Genomic DNA, 24,682 nt, shown 5'->3' with positions numbered 1-24,682 from the left:
CGGGTGTCCCGGCCGCCGGCTCCGCTACCGGGGGGTGTCCGTCGCGAGCAGCGGGAAGCCGCCCTCGTACGAGACACCGCGCGCGAGTTCGTCCTCGTTCGCCGCGACGCAGTCCGCCAGGGCCGCCACCCAGTCCTCCTCGGCGCCGCGGGCGTGCGCCGCGGTGAGGATCTGCCGCAGGGGGTTGATGTGGGCCTCCGAGAGGCCGCGCAGGCTCCTGATGTGGCCGGGGGTGACCTCCAGCGGGAAGGAGGCCGGGACCGCGGCGCCGCTGACCTTGAAGTTCAGGATCGTGCGGATGCACTTCTCGCAGCGGCAGCAGTTGCGGTCCTTCTGCTCCCCCTGCCAGCACACCCGCAGGTTGTCGGCGCCCTCCGGCCACAGCCGGGCGAGCCCCGCCACCTTGTCGTTGCGGTCCACGCCGGTCGCGTCGTGGTGCACGCGCAGGCGCCCGCCGGACATCATCCAGTCGGTCACCGGGTTGGAGCCCCAGGGCAGCAGCAGCGATCCGTACGGTTCGGAGCTGGCGATGAGGCCGTGCCGGAACCGGCCGCTGAAGAGGGTGAGCACCGAGGTCATACCGGTCCCGAAGGCGTCCTCCCAGTGGCTGAGGTCGCTGTGCCACAACTGGCGGAAGTTCGTGGTGACGGGCAGGAGTTCGATGCCCTGTCCGGCCAGGAGCGGAGCGCTGCGGTCGCGGAGGGTCTCGTACGATCCGCGCTCCTCCAGCGGGATGTCGAAGCCGTGCACCATGACCGCTCCGCTGAGGCGCAGCGATCCCCGCCCGGCCGCGCCGCTGACGTGGCGGATGGTGGTGTAGGCGCTGTCCGCCCCGCCGGAGAAGGTCTGCAGCGCCGAGCGGTCGTCCGGGCCGGGCCGGTCGGGGAGTTCCTCGTCGGCGGTGATCTCCACCCGGGTGTAGCGCTCGGGCCGCCACTGCAGCCAGGCGGACTGGAACTCCTCCAGGTTCTCCAGCAGCGTGGCGGTCACCCCGCCGGCCGCGTGCAGGCTCTCGCCCGTCCGCATGGCGACGAAGAGGGCGGCCAGCAGGAAGGGGTCCATGGTGTCCGTGAGCATCGGCTCGTGGCGCCGCTCGACGCGGTACCACAGCCGGTCCCCCGTGGGCTTCGCCTCGCTGGTCACCTCGACGGCGATCTCCGTCGTCTCGCCGTCGTGCGTGCGCTGCACTGGGCCGATCTTCATGTGCGGTTCCCTTCGCTCTCGGCTTCGGTTGGGCTCCCGGTCCCGGCCGGGCGGGTGCGCGTGTCCGGTTCCCCGGCCGCCGCGGTGCGGGAGGGCGGCTCGATGAGTTCGACGAGATTGCCGTCCGGGTCGCGGAAGTAGAGGAACCGGGTGCCGCGTGCGGCGGCGGGCCGGTCCACTTCGACGGGGCCGCCCACCACCTCGTGGCCCCGGGCCCGCAGTTCGCCGGCCGCGGCCCCGATGTCGTCCACGCGGAGCGCCAGGTGGCGCAGGCCGGGGGCGTTGGCGGGGGCGCGCGGGTCGGCCGCCGGGTGGTGTGCCGCGTACTGGGTCAGCTCCACCACGGTGGACGCGCCGGGGAGCCGCAGGTGGACGGTGCGCGCGGTGGCCCCGGGGACACCGACGCCCTCCCCGAACACCGGTGTGGTCAGGGAGAGGTCCTTCACCACCTCGGCCCCGAAGAGGCCGGTGTAGAACGCCGCCATGCGGTCGAGGTCCGGGGTCACCACCGCCACGTGCAGCAGGCCGCCGACTGCGATCGCCATCAGACCAGGGCTCCTCTCACCGCGTGCCCGGGCGTGCCGCGGCCGGGTACGGCGTCGCGGGCCGGGTCCAGGGACGGCAGCACGCCGGACAGCCGCGTGCGCTGCCGCCCTTCCAGGAACCGCAGGAAGGACCGGCCGGTGCCGTTCTCCAGCCCGGACCGGAAGGAGTCGACCACCCATTCCTGCAGGAGGTCGGTGCGCGGCGCGGACACGGCGGGGGCGGCGGCGCCGGGGCCGGATCCGGGGCCGCCCGCGATCGCGGACCGGATGAGTCCGTCGCTGCGCAGCACCTCGTCCAGACCGAGCCGGCCGCCCGTCCCGCCGCGGAGGGTGTGGTAGGCCGAGGAGATCATCCCGTGCATGTTGTCGTCCTCGGTGAAGAGCTGCTTGGCCAGCACGGCGTCCCCGCGGCCGAGGATCACCCCGGCCTTGATGTCGGTGAACTCCTCGCAGATGGGCGCGTAGGTGGCGTGGACCGAGAGCCGGCCGCGGCAGAAGAGGTCCAGGCTGCGGACGACCGTGGGGTGGTGGAGGTTCGAGTAGTGGACGAAGGCGGCGCCGGAGGCGGCCCGGCCCACCAGCAGGCCCTCGCCGAGCCGGAGCCGCCCGTCCTCGCCCGCCATGGGGTCCAGGTCCTCGGCGTGGTCCAGGGAGCGGGCCGCTCCGAGCAGGTCGTCCCCGATGTAGAGCTGGTGCGGCATCTCCACCTCGTAGACCGTCGGCAGGCCGTCGGCGGAGGCGCCCCGGCCGCGGAGGTTGTCGGCCCGGCGGTCCTTGGAGAAGTTGGTGACGCACAGCACGGGTTCCAGGTCGTACAGATCGAGCAGTTCCCGCACGGTCGCGTGCACCCGGGAGTGCAGATAGTTGCGGACGAGCACGGCGCGCGAGGAGGCGAGGACCTGCCCCACCTCGCGGGCCAGCTCCTGCGGCACCATGAACGGCTTCTCGATGACGAAGTTGCGGTAGCCGGCGCGCCACCAGTCCACCAGGGCAGGCGCCAGGGTGCGGCTGGGCAGGCACAGGTCGACGATCGTCGTCTCCGGGGCGGCCGGCTCCAGCTTCTCCCGGGCCGCCACCACGTTCTCGGGGAGGCCGTCGGCGCGCAGCAGCGCCGCCAGTTCGGCGCCCGCCCGCTCCCTGGGGTCGACGAACCGGATCCGGGTGCGGTCGAGCACGCCGGACCGGCCCAGCCGGGAGTAGGCCCGGTAGTGCAGTGATCCGGCCTTGCCCGCGCCGACGATGACCACGTCCATGGCGGCTAGACCGCCTTCACGTGCTCGACCGCGTCGGCGAACTCCGCGTCCCCGGTGTGGAAGGCGAGGTAGCGCAGGGTCTCGGTGCCGCTGTTGGTGATCCGGTGCCTGGTGCCCCGGGGGATGCGCACGCAGCTGGACGGCGCGAGTGCGTAGTGCTCGCCGTCGAGTTCCAGTTCCGCGTTCCCGGAGATGATGAAGTAGGTCTCGTCCGTCCGGGGGTGGTGGTGGAGCTGGCCGCCGCGGCCGGGCTCGGCGCTGGCCATCGCGACCCGGACCACGCGGGTTCCGGGCTGTTCGGAGGCCGCGTAGAGCAGGGAGCGGACGACGTCGCCGCCGTACACCGATTCCGTCAGGGAATCCACGTCGATCATCGGGTTCATCACAGCTCGCCTTCAGAGGAGTTCGCAGCTCTTCATGATCGTTTCGAGTTCGCCGGTCCGCTCCTCGGGGAACGGGGTGAGCGGAAGCCGCGGCTCACCGGCGTCGAAGTGCGCCAGCGAGAAAGCCTTCTTGAGCGCTATCGGGTTCGTCGCGAAATAGATTCCGCGGTAGAACTCGGCGAATTTGAGGTAGAGATCGCGAGCCGTCACGTAATCGTCGGCGAGCGCCGCCTCGACGATCGAACGGCTCTGCCGCGGCATGACGTTGGCCGCCACGGAGATGTGCCCGTGGCCGCCGAGCAGCAGGGTGGGAAGCGCCGTGAAGTCGTTGCCCGAGAGCACCACGAAGTCCGCGTCACGGACCAGGTGCAGAACCCGGCGCATCCGCACGATGTCCTGGTTGCCCTCCTTCATCCCGACGATGTTGGGGTGGGCGGCCAGTTCGGCGACCTGCTCCGGTGAGGTGTCGACGGTGGTGCGTCCCGGCAGGTTGTGCATCATCAGCGGAATGCCGACGGAGTCGGCCACCTGCCGGAAGTAGGCGACCAGTCCGCGCTCGGTGGGCGGGTCGAGGTACGGGGTGAACGCGAGGACGGCGTCCGCGCCCAGGGCCTCGGCCCGTTGCGCCAGCTCGACGGTGCGGGCCAGGCACTCGGTGCCGATGTCGGGGATGACCATCGCGCGGCCGGCGGCCTGTTCGACGCAGATCTCGGTGATCCGCAGCTTCTCCTCGTCGGTCAGCGCGGCGGCTTCCCCGGTCACCCCGTTGGGGCAGAGCCGGGTGACCCCGTTGGCGATCTGGAAGTCGACGAGGCGGCGCAGCGCGTCCTCGTCCAGCGCGCCGGAGGGCTGGAACGGGGTCAGGAGTGTGGTGTACGCCCCGATGAAGCGGTGGTTCGCGGTACTGATCATGACCAGGTCTCCAGGGTCTCCAGGAGGGATGAGGTGCGGCGCCGGGCGGGCGCCCGGCGCGGGCGGGGGCGGCGGTGGGCTCGTTACGGGGTGGCGGGGCAGGGGCCCGCGCCGGCGGACGGCCGGGGCGGGAGCGGGGGCGGGGTCAGGCGGCCCGGCCGGGCGCGAGCCCGTCCCACAGCTCGCCGGCCATCGCGGCGGACGCCGTGCCGGGGCGCCGGTCGAGCCCGCGTTCGAGAAGCAGCATCTCCAGGGCGGTCAGCACCGGCATCAGCTGGAGCGGGGTCACCGCGCCGATGTGGCCGACGCGGACGATCCGGCCCTTGAGGCCCCCCTGCCCGCCGGCCACGCGGAAGCCGAAGCGGTCGTGCAGTTCCTCCACCAGCCCGTCCGTCCGCACCCGCTCCGGGAGACGCACCGCGGTCAAGGCGTTCGACGGGGCCGACCGGGGGAACAGCTCCAGCCCCAGGGCTCCGACCCCGGCACGGCACACGGCGGCACTGCGCGCGTGCCGTTCCCAGACCTGCGTGAGCCCCTCGGCCTCGATCGCGTCGAGGGCGGCGGCGACCGCGAACAGGGTCGTGGTGGGCGGGGTGTTGGGCACGGTGCTCTCCAGGGCACTCGCGCGCAGGATGGGGAAGCTCCAGTAGGAGTAGCCCTGTGCGGGCCGGACGCGTTCCCACGCCTGGTCGCCGACCGCGACGAACGCGGCCCCGGGCGGGCTCATCAGGCCCTTGTGCGAGGCCGTGACGGCGAAGTCCACCCCCCAGTCGTCCATGTGGAAGGGCTCCACGGCGATGGAGGTCATGGTGTCCGCGACGACGGTGGCCCCGTACTCGCGCCCCAGCGCGGCCAGGGTCCGCACGTCGTGGACGGCTCCGGTCGAGGTCTCGCAGTGCGTCAGGAAGAGATGCCGCGGCCGGGCGTCCCGCAGTGCGCGCTCCACGGCGGCGGCGTCGAAGGTGGCCCCGTCGGGCACTTCGTGGAGCCGTACGTCCGCCCGGTACGTGCGGCACAGCTCGGCCCAGCGGCGGCCGTACTTGCCCGCGGCCAGGACCAGGACGGTGTCGTCCGGCTCCACGGTGTTCGCCACGACGGCCTCCATCGCGCCGGTCCCCGAGGCCGGCAGCATGAGGATCCGGCCGCCGGTGGCGAACAGGCTCTGCAAACCGCTGTGAATGCGGTCGTGGAGTTTGGTGAATTCCGGGGAGCGGTGATGTGTCAGCCGGGATATCGAGGCCATTCTCATGGCCAGAGGAATATGCGTCGGGCCGGGCGTGAACATGGCGACATCGTGCATCGTGATTTCCCCCGCTCAGGAAAGACGCAGACCGCGCGACAGCACTCCGGTACCGCACAGGACGACCGAAAAAGAGGAATACGATCCGGATCCCCGGGAAGACGATCCGGTTCGGTCGGTACCGGGCGCGCATCGAAAACCCTGGCACACGGCCGGTCACGCCGCAATGATCAGCCGCCGCCCCCCGTTCCACTCAACGGAAAGCGGCAGGCCACGGCGGCGGATTCAGTTCAGCGCCGCTCCGGGGAATCGGGCGGCCGAGCCCTCCGCGGAGAACTCGCCGGGCGCCCGTGCGCCCGGGGACGCGGGGGCGTCCAGCAGCCATCGCACCTTGTCCGCGGTGTCGGTGTGCGGCGCCGGGTTGTAGAGCACGACCGTGAGGTCGGGGCGGGCCGGCATCCGCAGCTGGCTCGCCTCGAACCTCATCGTGCCGACCACCGGATGCTCCACCTCGTTGACCAGCACGCCGGCGGCCCGTACCTCCTGCCGCGCCCACAGCTCGGCGAACTCCGGGCTGGTCCGGGTGAGTTCGCGGATCACCGCCCGGAACCCCTCGTCGCCGGGGCGCTCGGACACCGCGGCGCGGAAGGCCGCCACCACCGTCGGCGCGAGCTCCTCCCACGCCCGCACCCGGCTGCGGAACGCTCTGTCGCGGAAGAAGCCCACCAGGCAGTTGCGGTCGGCCCCGGTCATGCCGAGGGCGAGCCGCGCCGACTCGTTCCAGGCCACATGGTTCCAGTAGGGGTCGAGCATGGTGGCGGGGTTCGGCCCCCACGCGTCGATCAGCCGCTGCAGCCCCTCGCAGTAGGCCACCGTCCGGGCGGGTTCCGGCAGCGGCGGGTTGAGCCCGGCGAGCGTATACAGATGGCGCCGTTCGACGTCGTCGAGGCAGAGGACGCGCGCCACCGCGTCCAGCACCCGGGGCGACACGTTGATGTCCCGCCCCTGTTCCAGCCACTGGTACCAGGACGGGCCCACCCCGGCCAGCACGGCGACCTCCTCACGGCGCAGCCCCGGGGTCCGCCGGCGGCCCGCCGTGGGCAGCCCGGCTTCCGCGGGACTGATCCGCGCCCGGCGGCTCATGAGGAAGTTCCGCAACTCGCGCCGCCGGCCGGCCTCTTCTGCGCTCACCACGCCCACCCTCTCGCTCTGCCTGGTGGTGCCACCACCAGTGGAAACACGGACTCCCCAGCCGGCGGCCGCGGCCGGAAGCCTGGGAGCATGACAACAGCACCCTCGTCGACCGGCGCGGACGACGCTCTCCGGAGCGGTCCCGCCCCCGGGCCCGCCGCCGGACCTGCCGCCGGGCCCGACGCCGGCTCCGGCCGGTTCACGCCCCGGGCCCGGCTGATCCTCCTCGTTCTGTGCGCCGCCCAGTTCTTCATCTCCCTGGACTTCTCCATCCTGAACGTGGCGCTGCCGGTCCTCGGCCGGGACCTGGGCATGGGCCCGGCGGACCTCCAGTGGGCGGTCACCGCCTTCGCCCTGCCCTCGGGCGGCTTCCTGCTGCTCTTCGGCCGGATCGCCGATCTGTACGGACGCAGGCGGCTCTTCCTCACCGGTGTCGCGGTGTTCACCGTCGCGTCCGTACTCGCCGCACTCGCCTGGAGCCCGGGGCTGTTCCTCGGCGCCCGCGCCCTCCAGGGACTGGGCGCGGCCGCCGTCGTGCCCACCGGCATGTCGCTGCTGACCACCATCTTTCCGGAGGGGCCGCGGCGCAACCGGGCCCTCGGCATCAACGGCACCCTGCTGTCCCTCGGTTACACCACGGGCATGCTCCTCGGCGGCGGTATGACCGAGGCCCTGGGCTGGCGCTCCACCATGGCGCTGCTGGCCCTCGCCGGAACCGCCGTGCTGGTCGGCGCCGGTTTCCTGCTGCCGGAGAGCCGCACCCCCGAACGGCCCCGGCTGGACCTGCCCGGAGCCCTCGCGGTCACCGGCGGCCTGCTCTCCGTCATCTACGCGCTGTCCACGGCCGCCGAGCAGGGCTTCGGCCGGCCGGACGTGGTGGCGGCGGTCACGGCGGGGGCGGCCCTGCTGACGGCCTTCGTGGTCATCGAGTCGCGGGCCGCCCAGCCACTGGTCTCCCTGGGCATGCTGCGCCGCCCCACCGTCGCCTTCGGCAACCTCGGCGGTGTGATCACGTTCTCCATGATGAGTTCGGTCATCTTCCTGCTCACCCTCTACCTCCAAGTGGTCCTGGGCCTCTCCGCCCTCCAGACCAGCCTGGTCTTCGGCGCGCAAGGGGTGGTGCTGGCCCTCACCGGAGCCGTCTCGTCCCGGGTGATCGGCCGCATCGGGGCCCGTGCCACGCTCACCGGCGGCCTGGCGGTGCAGGGCGCGTGCACGACGGCGCTGGTCCTCGTCGGCGCGGAGCAGGGCGCCTGGCTCGCCCTGACCGCCCTCTGCCTCGCCTCCGCGGGGCACATGTCGGCCGTGGTCTCGTACGGCGTCAACGCGACCTCGGGGCTCCCCGACCACGAGCAGGGGCTGGCCACCGGGCTGATCACCAGCTCGCAGCAGCTCGGCATCACCATCGGCATCCCGGTCCTGGGCGCGCTGTCCGCGAGCCGGGTGCACGCGCTGCGCGAGACGGGCACCGCCGCCGATCTCGCCCTGCTGAGCGGGGTGCGGCTGGCCTTCGCCGTGGACGCCGCCGTGGTGCTGGCGGCGTCCCTGCTGATCGGGTACGGCCTGTTCCGGCGCCGCCGGTCCGCGGACCGCTCCTGACCGCACCCGCCACCGCCGCGGTGCCGGCCCCGCCACCCGGCGGGGCCGGCTTCCGGTGACCCGGGGTCAGCTCCGGAAGGAACGGTTGACGGCGGAGACCAGCGCCCTCAGGGACGCGGCGACGATGCTGGAGTCGATGCCGACGCCCCACAGGGCCCGCCCGTCGACGGCGCACTCGACATACGCGGCCGCCCGCGCGTCACGTCCCTCGGACATCGCGTGCTCCTGGTAGTCGCGTACCCGGACGTCGATGCCGATCCCGCTGAGCGCCGTGGTGAAGGCGTCGATCGGGCCCTTGCCCACCCCCTCCAGGTCCACCGGTGTGCCGCCGTCGAGGACCTGTGCCGTGAGGCTGCTCTTCCCGTCGACCGAGTCGCTGACCGTGTGGGACAGCAGGCGCAGCCGGCGTCCGGCGGACGCGCCGCCCTCCTCGTCGAGCAGGTATTCCTCGGTGAAGACCTGCCACAGTTCGCCGGGGGTGACCTCCCCGCCCTGGACGTCGGTGCGCGTCTGGACGGCGCGGGAGAACTCGATCTGCAGCCCGCGCGGCAGCTCCATCTGGTGCTCGGTCTTCATCAGGTGGGCCACCCCGCCCTTGCCCGACTGGGAGTTGACCCTGATGACGGCCTCGTAGTCGCGGCCGACGTCCTTGGGGTCGATGGGCAGGTACGGCACCCCCCAGGTGTGCTCGGACACCGGGCGGCCCGCTGCCCGCGCCTCCCGCTCCAGGGCCTCGAACCCCTTCTTGATCGCGTCCTGGTGGGACCCGGAGAAGGCGGTGTACACCATGTCGCCGCCGTACGGATGGCGGAGGTGGACCGGGAGCTGGTTGCAGAACTCCACGGTGCGGCGGATCTCGTCCAGCCGTGAGAAGTCGATCATCGGGTCGATGCCCTGGCTGAAGAGGTTCAGCCCGAGCGTCACCAGGCAGACGTTGCCGGTGCGCTCCCCGTTGCCGAAGAGGCAGCCCTCGACGCGGTCCGCGCCCGCCAGGTAACCGAGTTCCGCGGCGGCGACCGCCGTACCGCGGTCGTTGTGCGGGTGCACGGACAGGACGAGCGCGTCACGCCGGTCGAGGTTGCGGTGCATCCACTCGATGGAGTCCGCGTAGACGTTGGGCATCGCCATCTCGACGGTCGCCGGCAGGTTGACGATGGCCTTGCGGTCCCGGTCGGGCTGCCAGACGTCGGTGACCGCGTTGCAGATCTCCGCGGCGAACTCCAGCTCCGTACCGGTGTACGACTCGGGCGAGTACTGGAAGCTGATGCCCGTGCCGGGCGTCCGCTCGGCGAGATCGGCACAGGTGCGGGCGCCCCGCACGGCGAGCGCGGTGATCTCGCTCCGCTCCATGCCGAAGACGACCCGGCGCTGGAGGGTGGAGGTGGAGTTGTAGAGGTGGATGATGGCGTGGTGCGAGCCCCGCACCGCCTCGAAGGTGCGCTCGATGAGTTCCGTCCGGGCCGGCACCAGCACCTGGATCGCCACGTCGTCCGGGACGCGGTCCTCCTCGATGATCTTCCGGAGGAAGTCGAAGTCGGTCTGGCTGGCGGACGGGAAGCCGACCTCGATCTCCTTGTAGCCCATGGAGACCAGGAGTTCGAACATGCGCAGCTTGCGCTCGGCGCCCATCGGGTCGATCAGCGCCTGGTTGCCATCGCGCAGGTCGACGGCGCACCACTGGGGCGCCTGGGTGACCACGCGGGAGGGCCAGCCGCGGTCGGGGAGGTCGATGGGGGCGAAGGGGGTGTAGCGCCCCGCGGGCATGCCGGAGGGCTGCTGTTCGGGGAAGACCGGGTACCGGTCGGAGGCGTGCTGGACACGGCTGTGCATCGGGAGGCTCTCTCTCGACTCTGCGTCAGGGCGGCCGACTCCTACGGCACAGGACCGACACCGCGACGAGGAGGTCGGCCCGGGCGGCCCTCGTCGCGGCACCTAAGGAGGAGGTTCCACGAGCACATGTCGGACATCGAGCGTCACCCTACAGCTACGTTCCGCAGCGTGGCCGGTGTTTCGCCATTCCGCCGGAAAGCCGCCCGTCCGGATCCGTGCGGACGGACGGGCGGGCAGACCTCGGGCGGACGCGCGGGCAGCCCCGGGCAGACCGTGGGCGGACCGGCGGACGCGCGGCCGGACGGAACCCGGCCCGGCGGGAGCCGTACCGTGGCGGGGTGGACTCCGCCGAGCACTCGGACCTCGCCGCCCTCGCCCGGTGGCTGCGCGGCCTGCCGCCGTCCTGCGGCCCGGTCCGGCTGGTGGCCGTCGACGGCCACGCCGGGTCGGGCAAGAGCACCTTCGCCGGGCGGCTGGCCGCCGCCCTGGGCGGGGCGCCGGTGCTGCATCTGGACGATCTCGCCACCCATGACGAGCCGTTCGGCTGGACGGACCGGCTCGTCCGCGAGGTGCTGGTCCCGTTCGGCCGCGGCGGGACGGCCCGCCACCGGGTCTACGACTGGCGTCTGCGGCGCTTCGCCGCGGAGCGGGAGCTGCCGGCCGCGCCGGTGGTCCTGGTGGAGGGGGTCGGTGCCGGGCGGCGGGCCCTGCGGCCGTATCTGGCGCTGCTGATCTGGATGGAGACGCCCCGCGACACGGCCTGGGAGCGGGGGCGGCGGCGCGACGGACCGGAGCTGTCCGCGTTCTGGGACGGCTGGACCCGGTCGGAGCGGGACCACTTCGGATACGACCCCACGCGCCCCCATGCCGATCTTCTGGTGCGGCAGGGATCTGAGGGCTTCGTGTGGTTCAGGAGGCTTCCGGGACCGGAATGACTCCCTTCCGATCTCACGGAAAGTGACCAAATCCACTCGCTGCGCAGTCCGGCCCCGGTGGAGCCGCCGCGGGAGGGCCGGAAGTCCGCGAACTCGGCTTGACCTGGCGGCCGGACAGGTCTTACGTTCTCAGTGTGCGCCCCTTCGGGGCCGCACCCAGACGCGAAGCCCCCGGTTGTTCCCCCGTGATCGGGGGCTTCGTTCTGCCCCGACACCTCTCAAAAACCGCATTCCGGACAGGAATCCGCCGCCGACGATCACACTCGGTGATCGTGCGCCCCCTCCCCCGCGGCGCCCCCGTGAAGGGCCGATACCGCCCCTCACCTGCGCGGCGCCCTTCGGCGTGCCCTGCCGCCGCGGGTACGATGCCCAGCGGGAGGAGCCGCAAGTCCCTCCCGCAGCGCGGTGGTTGAAAGGCTGCGGCCCGGCGTCCGCCGGCCGCCACCACGGGGGCAGTTTGTGGGGGACGCGATGGACTTCGGCATCCGGGACCGGGACGACTCACCGGCCGATCTCGCCTGGCTGCGCGCCCTCGACGCGTACACCATGGGCGCCTACGCGCAGGCGGAGGACGAGTTCCGGGCCGCCGTGCGGAGGGACCCGGGGATGGCCGACGCCTGGCTCGGGCTGCACGCCCTGCGCGTCGACCCGGCGACGGCCCTGCTGCGGATGTACCGCCACCGCGACCGCTTCGGCGAGCAGCGCGCCCGGCACCGGCGCAAGCTCAACTCCTGGTACTGGCTGGGCTGGTGGGTCCAGCCCGTGCTGGAGAGCCCCCGCGATCTGCTGCTGGCGCACGCCTCCCACTGGCTCGACGGCCGCCACGTCCCCGAACTGGACCGCGCCCTGGCGGGCTGCCCACCCGTCGACGCGGACCCGCAGGTGCGCTTCCTGCACGCCTGCCGCGCCTATCTCGTCAAGGACTGGGAGCTGCTCATCCGGCACACCGGTCCCCTGCTCGACGACCCGCTGCTCGGCATCGAGGCCGGCCTCTTCGGCGGCATGGCCCGGGTCCGGCTGGAGATGTACGGGCAGGCCGAGCCGCTGCTCTCGGCCGCCCTGATGCGCTGCCGCAGCGAGCAGCCGCAGCGCAAGGAGCTGCGCTACTGGCTGGCCCGCGCCCGCGAGGGCACCGGCCGCAGCGCCGCCGCGCTCCCCCTCTACCGGGCCGTGCACCGGGTGGACCCGGCGTTCATGGACACCGCCGCCCGGCTCGCCGCGATATCCGACGGCGACGGCCTGGAGGCGGGCGACCTGGCGGCCGTCTCCCTGGCGGGCACCGGCGGCCAGGACCTGCTGGACGCCATGGCCGACCCCGAGGGCTACGGCTCCGACCCGCCCGCCGACCCCGGACGCGACTTCCCGCCCGCCACACCGGCCGCGGCGCCCCCGGCCGGCCAGGACCCGGCGGGCGACCCGGACGGCCCGCTGCCCGGCCTGGCCCCCGTCGACGCCGACGGCATCCGCGAGAAGGCGGTGCTGCCGGTCCAGCCCCGCCCCGCCTCGCCCCTGCCGGACGGGCCTCCGGACCCGGTCCTGCTGGCCCAGGCGCTCGACGAGCTCGAACGGATGGTCGGGCTGGAGCCGGTGAAGCGCCAGGTGCGGGCGCTCTCCGCGCAGCTCCACATGGCGCGGCTGCGCGCCGGCGAAGGGCTGCCGGTCCAGCCGCCCAAGCGGCACTTCGTCTTCTCCGGCCCCTCCGGCACCGGCAAGACCACGGTCGCCCGCATCCTGGGCCGGGTGTTCTACGCGCTCGGCCTGCTCGGCGGCGACCACCTGGTCGAGGCCCAGCGCGCCGACATGGTCGGCGAGTTCCTCGGCCAGACCGCCGTCAAGGCCAATGAGCTGATCGACTCCGCGCTCGGCGGGGTGCTCTTCGTCGACGAGGCGTACAGCCTCTCCAACTCCGCCTACAGCAAGGGCGACGCCTACGGCGACGAGGCCCTGCAGGTGCTCCTCAAACGCGCCGAGGACAACCGCGACCGCCTCGTCGTCATCCTCGCCGGCTACCCCGAGGGCATGGACCGGCTGCTCGCCGCCAACCCCGGCCTCGGCTCCCGCTTCACCACCCGCGTGGACTTCCCCAGCTACCGGCCGCTGGAGCTGACGAGGATCGGCGAGGTGCTGGCCGCCGAGAACGGCGACGGCTGGGACGAGGAGGCCGTCGAGGAACTGCGCAGCATCTGCGGCCACGTGGTCGACCAGGGCTGGATCGACGAGCTCGGCAACGGCCGCTTCCTGCGCACCCTGTACGAGAAGAGCTGCGCCTACCGCGACCTGCGGCTCGCGGGCTACGCCGGCACCCCGACCCGGGAGGACCTGGCCACACTGCGGCTGCCCGACCTGATGCAGGCCTACGGCGAGGTCCTGTCGGGCCGGGGCCCGCTCGGCCCCGGCCCGCAGTCACCCCTCTGAGGCTCTGAGACCGTCCCGGCGCGGCGCCGCGGCGTGCCGGGCGAGGTAGGCCCGTACAGGTCAGGCGAGTCGGTGTCCCGTGGTGCTGTCCACGTTCTCCGGGATCTCGTCCTCCGGGCGGTCGCCGGTCGTCAGGGTCCCGCTGGGCTCGAACATCATGATCGACCCGCCGGGCGACGACGGCTTGTGCTCGGTGCCCCGGGGCACCACGAAGGTGTCGCCCTTGCGCAGTTCGACCGTCCGCTCCGTGCCGTCGCCGTCGCGCAGGGCCACGTCGAACCGGCCGTCGAGGACGAGGAAGAACTCGTCGGTGTCCTCGTGGACGTGCCAGACGTGCTCGCCCTCCACATGGGCGATGCGTACGTCGTAGTCGTTGACCCGGGTCACGATCCGGGGGCTGTAGATCTCCGTGAAGGAGGCCAGGGCGTCGGTCAGGTTGACGGGTTCCGTGTTCGCGTCCATGCCCCGATTCTGGTCCGGCCCGCCGCCGCGCGTCGCGCGGTTTTCCGCCGTACCCGGCGGCGCGCGGCGCGTACGGCGGCGGGCCGGACGCCTTCCGTCTCAGCCCCGGACGGGCGCCTCCTGGGAGGGAGCCGGCCGGGGGCGCCGGGCCACGACGCGGGCTCCCCGCTGGGCCGTGAGACGGCGCGAGCGGTGTGCCGGGTCGTGGACCTCCCCGACCAGGGTCTCCAGGACGTCCTCCAGCGCGACCAGGCCCAGGACCCGCCCGGAGGCGTCCGATACCTGGGCGAGGTGGGCGGCGGCCCGGCGCATCGCGGTCAGCGCGTCGTCGAGCGGCGTCTCCGCGCGGAGCACCGGCATGGGGCGCAGCACATGGCGCGGGAGCGCCCGGCCGGTCCCGGGCCCGCCGTCTCCCCCGTCCGGGCCGTCTCCGGCCGGTGCGCCGGCCGCGCCGGGCGGGTGGAGAGGGGCTTCGCACGCCTCGGGATCGTCCGTGTCCAGGACGTCCTTCACATGGACGTAGCCGAGGAAGCCCGTGCCGGGGCCGGCGGACGGCCCGGTGCCGTCGCGTACGGGGAAGCGGGAGAAGCCGGTGCGCACGGTCAGCTGTTCGACCTCCCGCGCGGTCGCGCCCGGACCGACCGTGACGAGGGCCGCCGGGTCGAGCAGCACCTCGGTCACCGGTCTGCTGCCCAGGTCCAGCGCGTCGGCGAGCCGCTCCTGCTCCTCCGGGGCGAGCAGGCCCGCCTCGTGGGAGTCGGCGACGAGGCGGCCCAGTTGTTCACTGGTGAAGACCGCCTCGACCTCGTCCCTGGGCTCCACCCGGAAGAGCCGCAGCACCAGGTGGGCCCAGGAGCCGAAGAGCGCCGTCACCGGACGGCACAGCCGGGCGAAGGCGACCAGGGCGGGGGCCAGCCGCAGGGCGGTCCGCTCGGGGGCGGCCATGGCGAGGTTCTTCGGCACCATCTCCCCCACGACCAGGTGGAGGAAGACGACCAGGGCCAGGGCGATGGCGTAGCCCAGGGGATGCACCAGCGGCTCCGGCAGGCGGACGGCGTGGAAGACGGGCTCCAGCAGCCGGGCCACGGTCGGTTCGGCGACGGCGCCGAGGGTCAGCGAGCAGACCGTGATCCCGAACTGGGCGGCGGCCATCATCTGCGGCAGGTTCTCCAGGCCCGTCAGCACGGTGCGGGCGCGGACCGAGCCGGCGGCGGCGAGCGGCTCGATCTGGCTGCGGCGTACGGACACCAGGGCGAACTCGGCGCCCACGAAGAAGCCGTTGCCGAGCACCAGCACGGCGGCGAAGAGAAGCTGGAGCAGACTCATCGTGCCCCTCCCGCCCGGACCGGTGCGTGGTCACGGGCCGCACGGTCCCGGTCCGTGTGGACCGGGGTCGCCGGGGCCACCGCCGTGCGGACGGGAGCCCCCCGAGCGGGCGCGGCGGACAGCGGAACACCCCGCGCCGCGGACGCCTCGGCCCCGGCCGCGCCCGTCGCGCCGGCCGCGCCGCCGCCCCGGACCGGATCGGGCCCGCCGGAGTCCGGCGCGCCCCGACCGCGCGCGCCGGCCGTCCGCACCAGCCGTACCGACTCGGCGCGGTGGTGGCCGACCCGGCGCACCCGCAGCCGCCAGCCGGGGAGTTCGGCGGTGTCCCCGACGGCCGGGATGCGGCCGAGGAGGTCGGCGACGAGTCCCGCCACGGTCTCGTACGGCCCGTCGGGCGCGGCCAGGCCGATGGGCCGCAGGGTGTCGATCCGGCAGCCGCCGTCGGCGTCCCACGCGGGCCGGCCCTCCTCGGCCGGGGCGGGGGCCAGTTCCGGCCGTCCGGCGGCGTCGTGCTCGTCGCGCACCTCGCCCACCAGTTCCTCGACGATGTCCTCCAGGGTGACGACCCCGGCCGTGCCGCCGTACTCGTCGACGACGACGGCGATCGGCTGCTCCCGGCGCAGCCGCTCCAGCAGCCGCTGGACGGGCAGGGTCTCCGGCACCATCAGCGGGGGCACACTGACGCGCCCCACCGGCGTGCGCCGCCGCTCGTGCGCCGGTACGGCGAGGGCGTCCTTGAGGTGGACCATCCCGACGACCTCGTCCAGCCGCTCGCGGTAGACGGGGAAGCGGGAGAGCCCGGTGGCCCGGGTGAGGTTGACGACGTCCGCCGCGGTGGCGGAGTCCTGCAGGGCGGCGACCCGCACGCGCGGGGTCATGACGTGCTGCGCGGAGAGCCCGGCCAGCGACAGGGTGCGGACGAACAGATCGGCGGTGTCCTGCTCCAGCGCCCCGGCGCGGGCCGAGTGCCGGGCGAGGGAGACCAGTTCACCGGGGGTGCGGGCGGACTCCAGGGCGTCGGTCGGCTCCACGCCCATGCCGCGGACGAGCCGGTTGGCCACCCCGTTGAGCAGGGCGATCACCGGCCGGAAGAAGGCGGCGAAGGCGTACTGCGGTCCGGCGACGAACCGGGCGACCTCGAAGGGCCGCGACACCGCCCAGTTCTTCGGCACGAGTTCGCCGACGACCATCTGCAGGGCGGAGGCCGTGAGGACGCCGATCACCACGGCCGCGCCCGGGACGGCGCCCGGGGGCAGCCCGGCGGCGGTGAGCGGGCCGGCCAGCAGCCGGGCGAGCGCGGGTTCCGCGAGCATGCCCACCACGAGCGAGGTGATGGTGATGCCGAGCTGGGTGCCGGAGAGCTGGAAGGAGAGCTCGCGCAGGGCCTTGACGACGGTGCGGGCGCGCGGGTCGCCCTCGGCGGCGGCCCGTTCGGCGTCCGCGCGTTCAACGGTGACGAGGCCGAACTCGGCTGCCACGAAGAAGCCGTTGGCGAGGATCAGCAGCAGGGCCGCGGCGAGCAGGAGAAGGGGAACGATCATGCCGCCGCCTCCGGGGAGGGGGCGGCGCGGGTACTACAGGACGGACCGTCCATGGGCTAAGGAATTCACTCCTCGGCTCGCAGGTGCCCCGCGGGGCACGTACGCTGCCGCGGTGCCCGTCCGGTGCGGGGCGGGGCGCGCGTCGCGCCGCCACGGGACAGGGTAATCACTGCTCCCGGGCCTGCGAAGGCGCACGGACGTGCGATCCGGCTTCCGCCGGCGGGTCCGGTCCGCGCCGGCCGCGGCGGACCGGAGGGAAGGCGGCGTTCCGTCAGTCCGCCGCCCGGCCGCTGCCGTGGTGGTCGGCGAGGGCGCGCAGCGCGCGGGCGTCGGCGATCGCCTTGTCCCGGGCGATGCCGGGCTGGATGCCCATGGCGGGCAGATGGGTGCCGTCGGCGAGGTCCAGATGGACCCACGGGTCGCCGGGCCTGAGGTTGACCCGGAGCACTTCCGCCCAGGAGAGGCGGCGCCGGGCGGTCAGGTTGACCACCGTGATGCCCTCCTCGTCCGCGTCGACGCGGGGGCGGCTGAGGAGCACCATGACGCCCAGGCCGAGGAGCCCGGTGAAGACAAAGCTGAAGCGCTCGACCGGGCCGAGGGACGGCAGCACCACGGCGAGGGTCGTCAGGGTGGCGAGCACCGCCGCGCCCGCGCTCAGCAGGATCACCCGGGTGCGGGTCGGCCGGAAGGTGACGGGCAGCGCGGGCAGGCCGTCCGGGCCGGGCCGGCCGGCGGGCTCCCCGCCGGGGGTGGAGGAGGACACAGGGGTCTCCGGAGGTTCGGGCCCGTGCCGCCCGGGCCCCAGCCCGGCCGCTGTTCTGCGGCGCGGGCAGGCCGCCCGGGCGGGCAGTGGGCGGCGGTTCTACAGGCGGCAGGCGTGGATGCCGGTGGTGAGGATCGCCCGGGCGCCGAGGTCGTACAGCTCGTCCATGATCCGCTGGGCGTCCTGGGAGGGGACCATCGAGCGGACGGCGACCCAGCCCTCGTGGTGCAGCGGGGAGACGGTCGGCGACTCCAGGCCGGGGGTGAGGGCGACGGCGCGCTCCACCTGTTCGACGCGGATGTCGTAGTCCATCATCACGTAGCGGCGGGCGACGAGGACGCCGTGCATCCGGCGGAGGAACTGCCGCACCTTCGGGTCCTCGCCGTCCTCGCCGGTGCGGCGGACGACGACGGCCTCGGAGCGGAGGATCGGCTCGCCGATGATCTCCAGGCCGGCGTTGCGGAGGGTGGTGCCCGTCTCCACGACATCGGCGATGATCTCGGCGACGCCGAGCTGGATGGCGGTCTCGACGGCGCCGTCGAGGCGGACGACGGAGGCGTCGACGCCGTGGTCGGCGAGGTGCTTGGTGACGAGCCCGGCGAACGACGTGGCGACGGTCATGCCGCCGAAGTCACCGACCTCCTGGGCGGTGCCGGGCCGGGTGGCGTAACGGAAGGTGGAGCCGGCGAAGCCGAGCTGCATGATCTCCTCCGCGTCCGCGCCCGAGTCGAGCAGCAGGTCGCGGCCGGTGATGCCGATGTCGAGCCGGCCGGAGCCGACGTAGACGGCGATGTCGCGGGGGCGGAGGAAGAAGAACTCGACGTCGTTGTCGGAGTCCACCAGGACCAGCTCACGGCGGTCCTTGCGCTGCTTGTAACCGGCCTCCTGGAGCATCTCCGACGCAGGCTCGCTGAGAGCACCCTTGTTGGGGACGGCGATGCGCAGCATGAGGCGTTCCTTCGCTTCTTCGGGGCGGCGTTCTTCGGGGCGGCGGGGCGGCGTTCTTCGGGACGTTCGTCCGTCCGTCGCGGGGCGTCGGACGGGTACTTCGGGGGCTGTCGCGGGCGGCTGTCCGCGGCGCCGGCCGCGTGGCGGGGCCGGGCGGGCGGCGGGCGGCCGCGGAGCGCGCCGCCGGGGCGGGGCCCCGGCGCGGCGCAGCTCAGAGGTGGGCGTACACGTCGTCCAGGGAGATGCCCCGGGCGACCATCATGACCTGCAGATGGTAGAGGAGCTGGGAGATCTCCTCGGCCGTGCGGTCGGTGCCCTCGTGCTCGGCGGCCATCCACACCTCGGCCGCCTCCTCGACGACCTTCTTGCCGATGCTGTGCACGCCCTGCGCGACCAGCTCGGCGGTGCGGGAGGTAGCGGGGTCGCCGGTGGCGGCCTTGTGGCGGAGCTCGGTGAAGAGCTCCTCGAATGTCTTGTTCGCCATGGTGGCTACAACTTACCGGGTCGCGTCCCCTGCTTGCCCGGCGCCTCGGTGCGCCGCCACGGTTCGGCGACGGTGCGGAGCGTGGTGGCGGTGGCGACGGCGGCCATCACGGCCTCGTGGCCCTTGTCCTCGCGGCTGCCCTCCAGGCCGGCCCGGTCCAGGGCCTGCTCCTCGGTGTCGCAGGTGAGCACCCCGAAGCCGACCGGGACCCCGGTGTCCACGGAGACCTGGGTGAGCCCCTGGGCCACGCCCTGGCAGACGTATTCGAAGTGCGGGGTGCCGCCCCGGACGACGACGCCGAGGGCCACGATGGCGTCGTAGCCGCGGCCCGCCAGCACCTTGGCGACGACCGGCAGTTCGAAGCTGCCGGGGACGCGGAGCACGGTGGGCTCCTCGATGCCCAGTTCGCCGAGGGCGCGCAGGGCGCCGTCCATGAGGCCGTCCATCACCTGCTCGTGCCACTGCGCGGCGATCACGGCCACGCGCAGATCGCCGGAGTCCTTCACGGACAGTTCGGGGGCACCCTTACCGCTCACGTCTCTTGTCTTCCCTCGCGTCGTGCCCGCCGGGGCGGGCCTGTTGTCGGTGTCGTGCGTTCCGCCGGGCGGCCGGGTCTCCCGCCGGTACGGCGGGTTCCGGCGGTTCCCGCGGTTCCGGCGGTTCCGGCGGTTCCGGCGGTTCCGGCGGTTCCGGCCGGGGCCTACTGGACGTGGCGGGCCGGCGGCCGGCCGTCGTCCAGCCAGGGCAGGTCGTGGCCCATCCGGTCGCGCTTGGTGCGCAGATAGCGGAGATTGTGCTCCCCGGCCGCCACCGGCGCGGGCTCCCGGACGACCCGCAGCCCGTGCGCGAGCAGCGCCGCGGTCTTCTCGGGGTTGTTGGTCATCAGCCGCAGGCTGCGCACGCCCAGGTCGGTGAGCATCTGCGCGGCGGCGGCGTAGTCACGGGCGTCGGCGGGCAGGCCGAGCTCCAGGTTGGCGTCGAGGGTGTCCCGGCCGTGCTCCTGGAGTTCGTACGCCCGGAGTTTGGACAGCAGTCCGATGCCCCGGCCCTCGTGGCCGCGGAGGTAGAGGACGACGCCGCGCCCCTCCTCGGTGACCCGGGACAGGGACTCCTGGAGCTGGGGGCCGCAGTCGCAGCGCAGCGAGCCGAAGATGTCGCCGGTGAGGCACTCGGAGTGCACCCGGACGAGGACGTCCGTCCCGTCGCCGATGTCACCCCGCACCAGGGCGATGTGCTCGACACCGTCGACCGTGGAGCGGTAGCCGTAGGCGCGGAAGTCCCCGAAGGCGGTGGGCAGCCGGGTCTCGGCCTCGCGGCGGACGGTGGGCTCGGCCGCCCGGCGGTAGGCGATCAGGTCCTCGATGGAGATGATCGACAGGCCGTGCTTGCGGGCGAAGGGGACCAGCTCGGGCAGGCGCATCATGGTGCCGTCCTCGGCGGCGATCTCCACGATCGCGGCGGCGGGGCGCAGCCCGGCGAGCCGGGCGAGGTCGACACCGGCCTCGGTGTGCCCGTTGCGGGTGAGGACGCCGCCGGGCCGGGCGCGGAGCGGGAAGACGTGGCCGGGGCGGACGAAGTCGCCGGGCGTGCTGTCCCCGGAGGCGAGCAGGCGCAGGGTGGTGGCCCGGTCGGCGGCGGAGATGCCGGTGGTCACGCCGTGCGCGCCGGAGGCGTCCACGGAGACGGTGAAGGCGGTGCCCATCGATTCGGTGTTCTCCCGCACCATCTGCGGCAGTTCGAGCCGGTCGAGGGTGTCGCCCTCCATCGGGGCGCAGATGAGGCCGCGGCACTCGGTCATCATGAAGGCGACGATCTCGGGGGTGGCCTTCTCGGCGGCGACGATCAGGTCGCCCTCGTTCTCCCGGTCCTCGTCGTCCACGACCACGACGGGGCGGCCGGCGGCGATGTCGGCGATGGCGCGCTCGACGGGGTCGAGGACGATCCGGTCGTCCGTGTACCCGTCGTCCGTGAACCGGTCGTGGGTGTCCTGGAGTGCGGTGGTCATGCTGGCTCCTTCGGTGCTCCAGGGGCCGGGGCCCGGGGTGTCGCCGGCCCGCGCGGGGCGGAGCGGCGGTGCGGCGGCGCGGGCGGCGGCCGGTGCGGCGGGCCGCGCGGGGGCGGTCATGCGGAGGTCTCCGTGGCGGCGGCCCCGGCCGGCACTGGCCGGGGCGGGGCCCCGGCCGCGGCGGGCGCCGGCTGCCGGCGGGTGTGCAGCCACCAGTCGCGCAGGCCCCACAGGACGAGGACGAAGTAGATGACGTAGACCAGGCCGGAGAACGGCAGTCCGCTGCTGAACGCCAGCGGCACGCCGACCACGTCGACCAGCATCCAGGCGAACCAGAACTCGACCAGCCCGCGCGCCTGGGCGACCATCGCGGCGAGGGTGCCGACGAAGATGTACGCGTCCGGCCAGGGGCTCCAGGAGAGCGACGGCACGGCGGTGAACAGCCCGCCGACGGCCAGGGTGCCGAGGACCGTACCGGCCGCCAGCAGGCCGCGTTCCCGCGGGGTGGCGAAGCGCACCGCGAGGGTGCCGTCCCCCGTGCGCCGCTTCCCGTGCTGCCACTGCCGCCAGCCCCACACGGCGACGCCGATGACCAGCAGCTGCTTGCCCACGCCGCCGCTGAGCTGCGCGGAGGCGTAGGCGGCGACGAGGACGACGCCGGAGAGAAGCTGGGCGGGCCAGGTCCACAGGGAGCGGCGCCAGCCGAGGGCGAGGGCGATCAGGCCCAGGGTGTTGCCCACCATGTCGGACCAGATGACCTCCTGGCCGAGGACGGTGAAGGCGTGGCCGTTCAGCCAGTCGAAGGTGCTCATACGGCGGTCTCCCCGGCGACGGCTCCGGTGGCGGCTCGGGCGACGGCCCCGGGGGCGTGCGCTCCGGCCGGGACGGCGCCCGCGCCGAGCAGCCGTTCGACGTACTTGGCGAGGACGTCGACCTCCAGGTTGACCGGGTCGCCCGCCTTCTTGCTCCCCAGGGTGGTGAGTTCCAGGGTGGTGGGGATCAGGCTGACGGTGAAGTGGTCGTCCGCCGCCGCGACGACGGTGAGGCTGACGCCGTCGACCGTGATGGAGCCCTTCTCGACGACGTAGCGGGCCAGCCGGGGCGGCAGCGAGACCGTGACCAGCTCCCAGTGCTCGCCCGGTACCCGCTCGGTGATGGTGCCGGTGCCGTCCACGTGGCCCTGGACGAGGTGGCCGCCGAGGCGCCCGCCGAGCGCCATGGGGCGTTCGAGGTTGACGCGGCTGCCGGGGACGAGGGCTCCGAGGCTGGAGCGGTTCAGGGTCTCGGCCATCACATCGGCGGTGAACTCGCCGGCGGCGGTGTCGACGACGGTCAGGCAGACGCCGTTGACGGCGATCGAGTCGCCGTGCTTGGCGTCCCGGGTGACCAGCGGGCCGCGCAGCCGGAAGCGGGAGGAGTCCCCGAGATCCTCGACGGCGGCGACCTCGCCCAGTTCTTCGACGATTCCTGTGAACACGTCAGTTCTCCTCGGAGGCGGGAACGGCGGAAGTGGCGGAGGCGGGGGCGGCGGCCGGAGCCGGCCCTCCGGGAACGGCGGTGATCCGCAGATCCGGACCCAGGCGGTCGACACCGGTCACATCCAGACGCAACGCGTCGGTGATCGTGCCGATTCCGGCATCGGCGAGGACGGCCGGACCGGCACCGAGCAGGGCGGGGGCCAGATAGCCGACGACCTGGTCGACGGAGCGGGCGGCGACGAAGGCTCCGGCGAGGGTCGCCCCGCCCTCCAGCAGCACGGAGCGCACCTCGCGCTCGTAGAGGGTGCGCAGCAGCATCGGGATGGACAGGCCGCGTCCGCCGGGGGCACGCGGCAGCCGCACCACGGGGACGAGGCCCTCCAGGTGCGCGGCGTCGGCGTCCTCGGCGACGGCGACGAGGGTGGGCGCGCTGCCGTCCAGGACCCGGGCGCCCGGCCTGACGGCGGAGGCGTTGCTGTCGACGACGACGCGCAGCGGCTGGCGGAGCCCGGCGCCGAGGGTGTCGAGCAGATCGGGGTGGCGGACGGCGAGCTGGGGGTCGTCGGCGCGGGCGGTGCCGGAGCCGACGATCACGGCGTCCGCCTCGGCGCGCAGCCGGTGGACGTCCGCGCGGGACGCGGGCGAGGAGATCCAGCGGCTGGTGCCGTCGGCGGCGGCGGTCCGGCCGTCGAGCGTGGCCGCGTACTTCCAGCGGACGAACGGCCTGCGGCGGCGTACGGAGGTCAGCCAGGGGAGGTTGACCTCCTCGGCCTCGGCGGCCAGCAGTCCGCGCTCGACCTCGATCCCGGCGGCGGCGAGGGTGGCGGCCCCGCCGGCGGCCTCGTCGTGCGGGTCGGCGACGGCGTAGAGGACGCGGGCGATCCCGGCGTCGATCAGCGCGCCGGTGCAGGGGCCGGTGCGGCCGGTGTGGTCGCAGGGCTCCAGGGTGACGAGGGCGGTGCCGCCGCGGGCGCGTTCGCCGGCCGCGCGGAGGGCGTGGATCTCGGCGTGCGGCCCGCCGGCCCGCTGGTGGTACCCCTCACCGGCCGGCTCGCCCGCGGTGTCGAGGATCACACACCCGACGACGGGGTTGGGGCTGGTGGAGCCGGTGCCGCGGGCGGCGAGCGCGACGGCACGCCGCATGGCACGGGTCTCGGCCGTGCGGGGCGCTTCGGTGGCCACCGGGTCCTCCTGCCTCTGCGGGCACGGACTCCGGGGCTGTCGACGAGGACAGAGGCGGACGACACACACGGGGCGACGCGGGTAGGGCCGTACGGCTTCACCCCCGACGGGGCGGACCGCACCGCCGGACGGCGGCGCACCGGTGCTCGACCGCCGCGCACTGCCTCCCATCCGGACTTTAACCGTCGGTCCAGGAATCTCACCTGGTCAACCGGCCACTGGCAGTGGCCGGGTCGCGGACTTTAACCGCCGGTTCGGACTTTCACCGACCCCGGAGTGCGCTGACGTCACTGGTACGGCCCCCAGTCTGCCACGCGACGGCGGCGCCGGCCCGGGCGTGCCCTGTGTCATCGCTCACAGCGCGCACCGCGGGCGTCACGCTCCGGCGGGGCGGGGAGCCGCGGGCACGGCGGCGGGGCCGGCCGGGCGACTGGCGGTGAGCTGCGGAAACGGGCGGCAGCCGGCGGGGAGCGACGAGGCCGGCGGGGCGTCACCGACCCCGCTCGCGACGGCCGGGGGCGGTGGCGGAGGGGCCGGAGGCCGGAATGGCCGGATCCGGGGTTGCGGCCGGGGCCGTACCGGACCCGCCCGCCGCGGCACCGCTCCGGACAGCCGTGACCCGCACCGCTGCGGCCCGTACCGCCGCGGCCCTGTTCGCGGCCGCTGCCGGCGTCGTCGCGTCAGAGCTGCCCGGGCCAGTTGTCCGGGCCGCCGCCGCGCCACTCGATCAGGGACGGGTCGTCGAGGCGCACCTCGTCCGGATCGAGTCCGGCGCGGCGCAGGAATTCGAGGAGATCGCGGGGGCCGGTCGCGGTACCGGCACGCCGGCCGCGGATCTCGACCCGCCGGCCGGTGCCGACCGGCGGGTGCACGAGCACAGGCGGCTTGTCGTTCATGTGTTCCAGCCTGCCCCCGACCCCGGCACCCCGCACATCGGTGACCGCCGTCACTCCGCGCACGGCCGTAACACCCCTGGAGCGCCCCCGG

Annotated in this window: 23 protein-coding genes and 1 riboswitch; of the genes, 3 read left to right on the top strand and 20 right to left on the bottom strand. The window is 74.0% G+C overall.

The genetic code is table 11. The features are described 5' to 3' along the window. Positions 1-24: 24 nt before the first annotated feature. The 7 genes from LIX60_RS28305 to LIX60_RS28275 all read right to left on the bottom strand — a co-directional run bounded on the left by LIX60_RS28305 (position 25) and on the right by LIX60_RS28275 (position 6,679). Positions 25-1,203: a hypothetical protein gene (locus tag LIX60_RS28305; RefSeq protein ID WP_227961850.1), complete on the bottom strand. Its 1,179-nt coding sequence runs from the start codon at positions 1,201-1,203 to the stop codon at positions 25-27. Beyond that, positions 1,200-1,748 (bottom strand): VOC family protein, encoded by a 549-nt coding sequence (locus tag LIX60_RS28300; protein ID WP_227961848.1) that lies wholly within the window; start codon positions 1,746-1,748, stop codon positions 1,200-1,202. The genes LIX60_RS28305 and LIX60_RS28300 overlap by 4 nt, the downstream gene beginning before the upstream one ends. Beyond that, positions 1,748-3,001 carry a Gfo/Idh/MocA family oxidoreductase gene (locus LIX60_RS28295; RefSeq protein WP_227961846.1) on the bottom strand — a complete coding sequence of 418 codons (1,254 nt, stop codon included), beginning with the start codon at positions 2,999-3,001 and terminating at the stop codon, positions 1,748-1,750. The genes LIX60_RS28300 and LIX60_RS28295 overlap by 1 nt, the downstream gene beginning before the upstream one ends. 5 nt (positions 3,002-3,006) lie before the next feature. Beyond that, positions 3,007-3,384, bottom strand: a complete 378-nt coding sequence (locus tag LIX60_RS28290; RefSeq protein WP_227961844.1) for a cupin domain-containing protein — start codon at positions 3,382-3,384, stop codon at positions 3,007-3,009. 12 nt (positions 3,385-3,396) lie between these two features. Beyond that, complete coding sequence (gene dapA, locus LIX60_RS28285; RefSeq protein WP_227961842.1) at positions 3,397-4,296, bottom strand: 4-hydroxy-tetrahydrodipicolinate synthase; 900 nt, start codon at positions 4,294-4,296, stop codon at positions 3,397-3,399. 145 nt (positions 4,297-4,441) lie between these two features. Further along, the gene (locus LIX60_RS28280) at positions 4,442-5,596 is read right to left on the bottom strand and encodes an alanine--glyoxylate aminotransferase family protein (protein ID WP_227961840.1); all 1,155 of its coding nucleotides are present in this window, start codon (positions 5,594-5,596) and stop codon (positions 4,442-4,444) included. A 225-nt stretch (positions 5,597-5,821) separates the two neighbouring features. Then, positions 5,822-6,679: a helix-turn-helix transcriptional regulator gene (locus LIX60_RS28275; protein ID WP_227962956.1), complete on the bottom strand. Its 858-nt coding sequence runs from the start codon at positions 6,677-6,679 to the stop codon at positions 5,822-5,824. Positions 6,680-6,817: 138 nt separating this feature from the next. On the opposite strand from LIX60_RS28275, the gene LIX60_RS28270 reads away from it, so the two are divergent. Continuing rightward, complete coding sequence (locus LIX60_RS28270) at positions 6,818-8,326, top strand: MFS transporter (RefSeq protein ID WP_227961838.1); 1,509 nt, start codon at positions 6,818-6,820, stop codon at positions 8,324-8,326. A gap of 66 nt (positions 8,327-8,392) precedes the next feature. Here the strand turns inward: LIX60_RS28270 and leuA are convergent, their stop codons facing one another. Beyond that, the gene (gene leuA, locus LIX60_RS28265) at positions 8,393-10,156 is read right to left on the bottom strand and encodes a 2-isopropylmalate synthase (protein ID WP_227961836.1); all 1,764 of its coding nucleotides are present in this window, start codon (positions 10,154-10,156) and stop codon (positions 8,393-8,395) included. A 338-nt stretch (positions 10,157-10,494) separates the two neighbouring features. On the opposite strand from leuA, the gene LIX60_RS28260 reads away from it, so the two are divergent. Together LIX60_RS28260 and LIX60_RS28255 are read left to right on the top strand one after the other, a co-directional pair. Then, positions 10,495-11,091 carry a uridine kinase gene (locus LIX60_RS28260; protein WP_227961834.1) on the top strand — a complete coding sequence of 199 codons (597 nt, stop codon included), beginning with the start codon at positions 10,495-10,497 and terminating at the stop codon, positions 11,089-11,091. Positions 11,092-11,562: 471 nt separating this feature from the next. Beyond that, a complete protein-coding gene (locus tag LIX60_RS28255) occupies positions 11,563-13,506 on the top strand; it encodes an AAA family ATPase (RefSeq protein WP_227961832.1) in 1,944 nt (647 codons plus the stop codon). A 60-nt stretch (positions 13,507-13,566) separates the two neighbouring features. Here the strand turns inward: LIX60_RS28255 and LIX60_RS28250 are convergent, their stop codons facing one another. The 12 genes from LIX60_RS28250 to LIX60_RS28195 all read right to left on the bottom strand — a co-directional run bounded on the left by LIX60_RS28250 (position 13,567) and on the right by LIX60_RS28195 (position 24,591). Continuing rightward, positions 13,567-13,968: a cupin domain-containing protein gene (locus LIX60_RS28250; RefSeq protein ID WP_227961830.1), complete on the bottom strand. Its 402-nt coding sequence runs from the start codon at positions 13,966-13,968 to the stop codon at positions 13,567-13,569. 99 nt (positions 13,969-14,067) lie between these two features. Beyond that, positions 14,068-15,294 carry a hemolysin family protein gene (locus LIX60_RS28245; protein ID WP_227961829.1) on the bottom strand — a complete coding sequence of 409 codons (1,227 nt, stop codon included), beginning with the start codon at positions 15,292-15,294 and terminating at the stop codon, positions 14,068-14,070. Next, complete coding sequence (locus LIX60_RS28240; protein ID WP_227961826.1) at positions 15,291-16,835, bottom strand: hemolysin family protein; 1,545 nt, start codon at positions 16,833-16,835, stop codon at positions 15,291-15,293. The genes LIX60_RS28245 and LIX60_RS28240 overlap by 4 nt, the downstream gene beginning before the upstream one ends. A 271-nt stretch (positions 16,836-17,106) precedes the next feature. Continuing rightward, the gene (locus LIX60_RS28235; RefSeq protein ID WP_227961824.1) at positions 17,107-17,598 is read right to left on the bottom strand and encodes a PH domain-containing protein; all 492 of its coding nucleotides are present in this window, start codon (positions 17,596-17,598) and stop codon (positions 17,107-17,109) included. 99 nt (positions 17,599-17,697) lie between these two features. Continuing rightward, positions 17,698-18,546: an ATP phosphoribosyltransferase gene (hisG, locus tag LIX60_RS28230; protein ID WP_019706495.1), complete on the bottom strand. Its 849-nt coding sequence runs from the start codon at positions 18,544-18,546 to the stop codon at positions 17,698-17,700. A 211-nt stretch (positions 18,547-18,757) separates the two neighbouring features. Next, a complete protein-coding gene (locus LIX60_RS28225; protein ID WP_019711913.1) occupies positions 18,758-19,030 on the bottom strand; it encodes a phosphoribosyl-ATP diphosphatase in 273 nt (90 codons plus the stop codon). Positions 19,031-19,035: 5 nt separating this feature from the next. Beyond that, on the bottom strand, positions 19,036-19,566 hold the full coding sequence (gene ribH / locus LIX60_RS28220; protein WP_019711914.1) for a 6,7-dimethyl-8-ribityllumazine synthase: 531 nt from the start codon (positions 19,564-19,566) through the stop codon (positions 19,036-19,038). A gap of 164 nt (positions 19,567-19,730) precedes the next feature. Then, entirely contained in the window at positions 19,731-21,035 is a 1,305-nt protein-coding gene (locus LIX60_RS28215; protein ID WP_227961822.1) for a bifunctional 3,4-dihydroxy-2-butanone-4-phosphate synthase/GTP cyclohydrolase II, read from the bottom strand. A 116-nt stretch (positions 21,036-21,151) separates the two neighbouring features. Further along, complete coding sequence (locus LIX60_RS28210; protein ID WP_227961820.1) at positions 21,152-21,847, bottom strand: nicotinamide mononucleotide transporter family protein; 696 nt, start codon at positions 21,845-21,847, stop codon at positions 21,152-21,154. Next, positions 21,844-22,512, bottom strand: a complete 669-nt coding sequence (locus LIX60_RS28205) for a riboflavin synthase (protein ID WP_227961818.1) — start codon at positions 22,510-22,512, stop codon at positions 21,844-21,846. The genes LIX60_RS28210 and LIX60_RS28205 overlap by 4 nt, the downstream gene beginning before the upstream one ends. A gap of 1 nt (position 22,513) precedes the next feature. Further along, positions 22,514-23,656 (bottom strand): bifunctional diaminohydroxyphosphoribosylaminopyrimidine deaminase/5-amino-6-(5-phosphoribosylamino)uracil reductase RibD, encoded by a 1,143-nt coding sequence (gene ribD / locus LIX60_RS28200; protein ID WP_227962955.1) that lies wholly within the window; start codon positions 23,654-23,656, stop codon positions 22,514-22,516. Between the two features lie 192 nt (positions 23,657-23,848). Further along, positions 23,849-23,979, bottom strand: a riboswitch (FMN riboswitch). A 396-nt stretch (positions 23,980-24,375) separates the two neighbouring features. Further along, positions 24,376-24,591 (bottom strand): hypothetical protein, encoded by a 216-nt coding sequence (locus tag LIX60_RS28195; protein ID WP_227961816.1) that lies wholly within the window; start codon positions 24,589-24,591, stop codon positions 24,376-24,378. Positions 24,592-24,682 lie beyond the last annotated feature (91 nt).

Source organism: Streptomyces sp. S07_1.15, assembly GCF_020739505.1.
GTDB classification, from domain to species: Bacteria; Actinomycetota; Actinomycetes; order Streptomycetales; family Streptomycetaceae; genus Streptomyces; species Streptomyces xinghaiensis.
The sequence above is the reverse complement of the archived record's forward strand: the minus strand, read 5'-3'. Positions and strand labels throughout refer to the sequence as shown.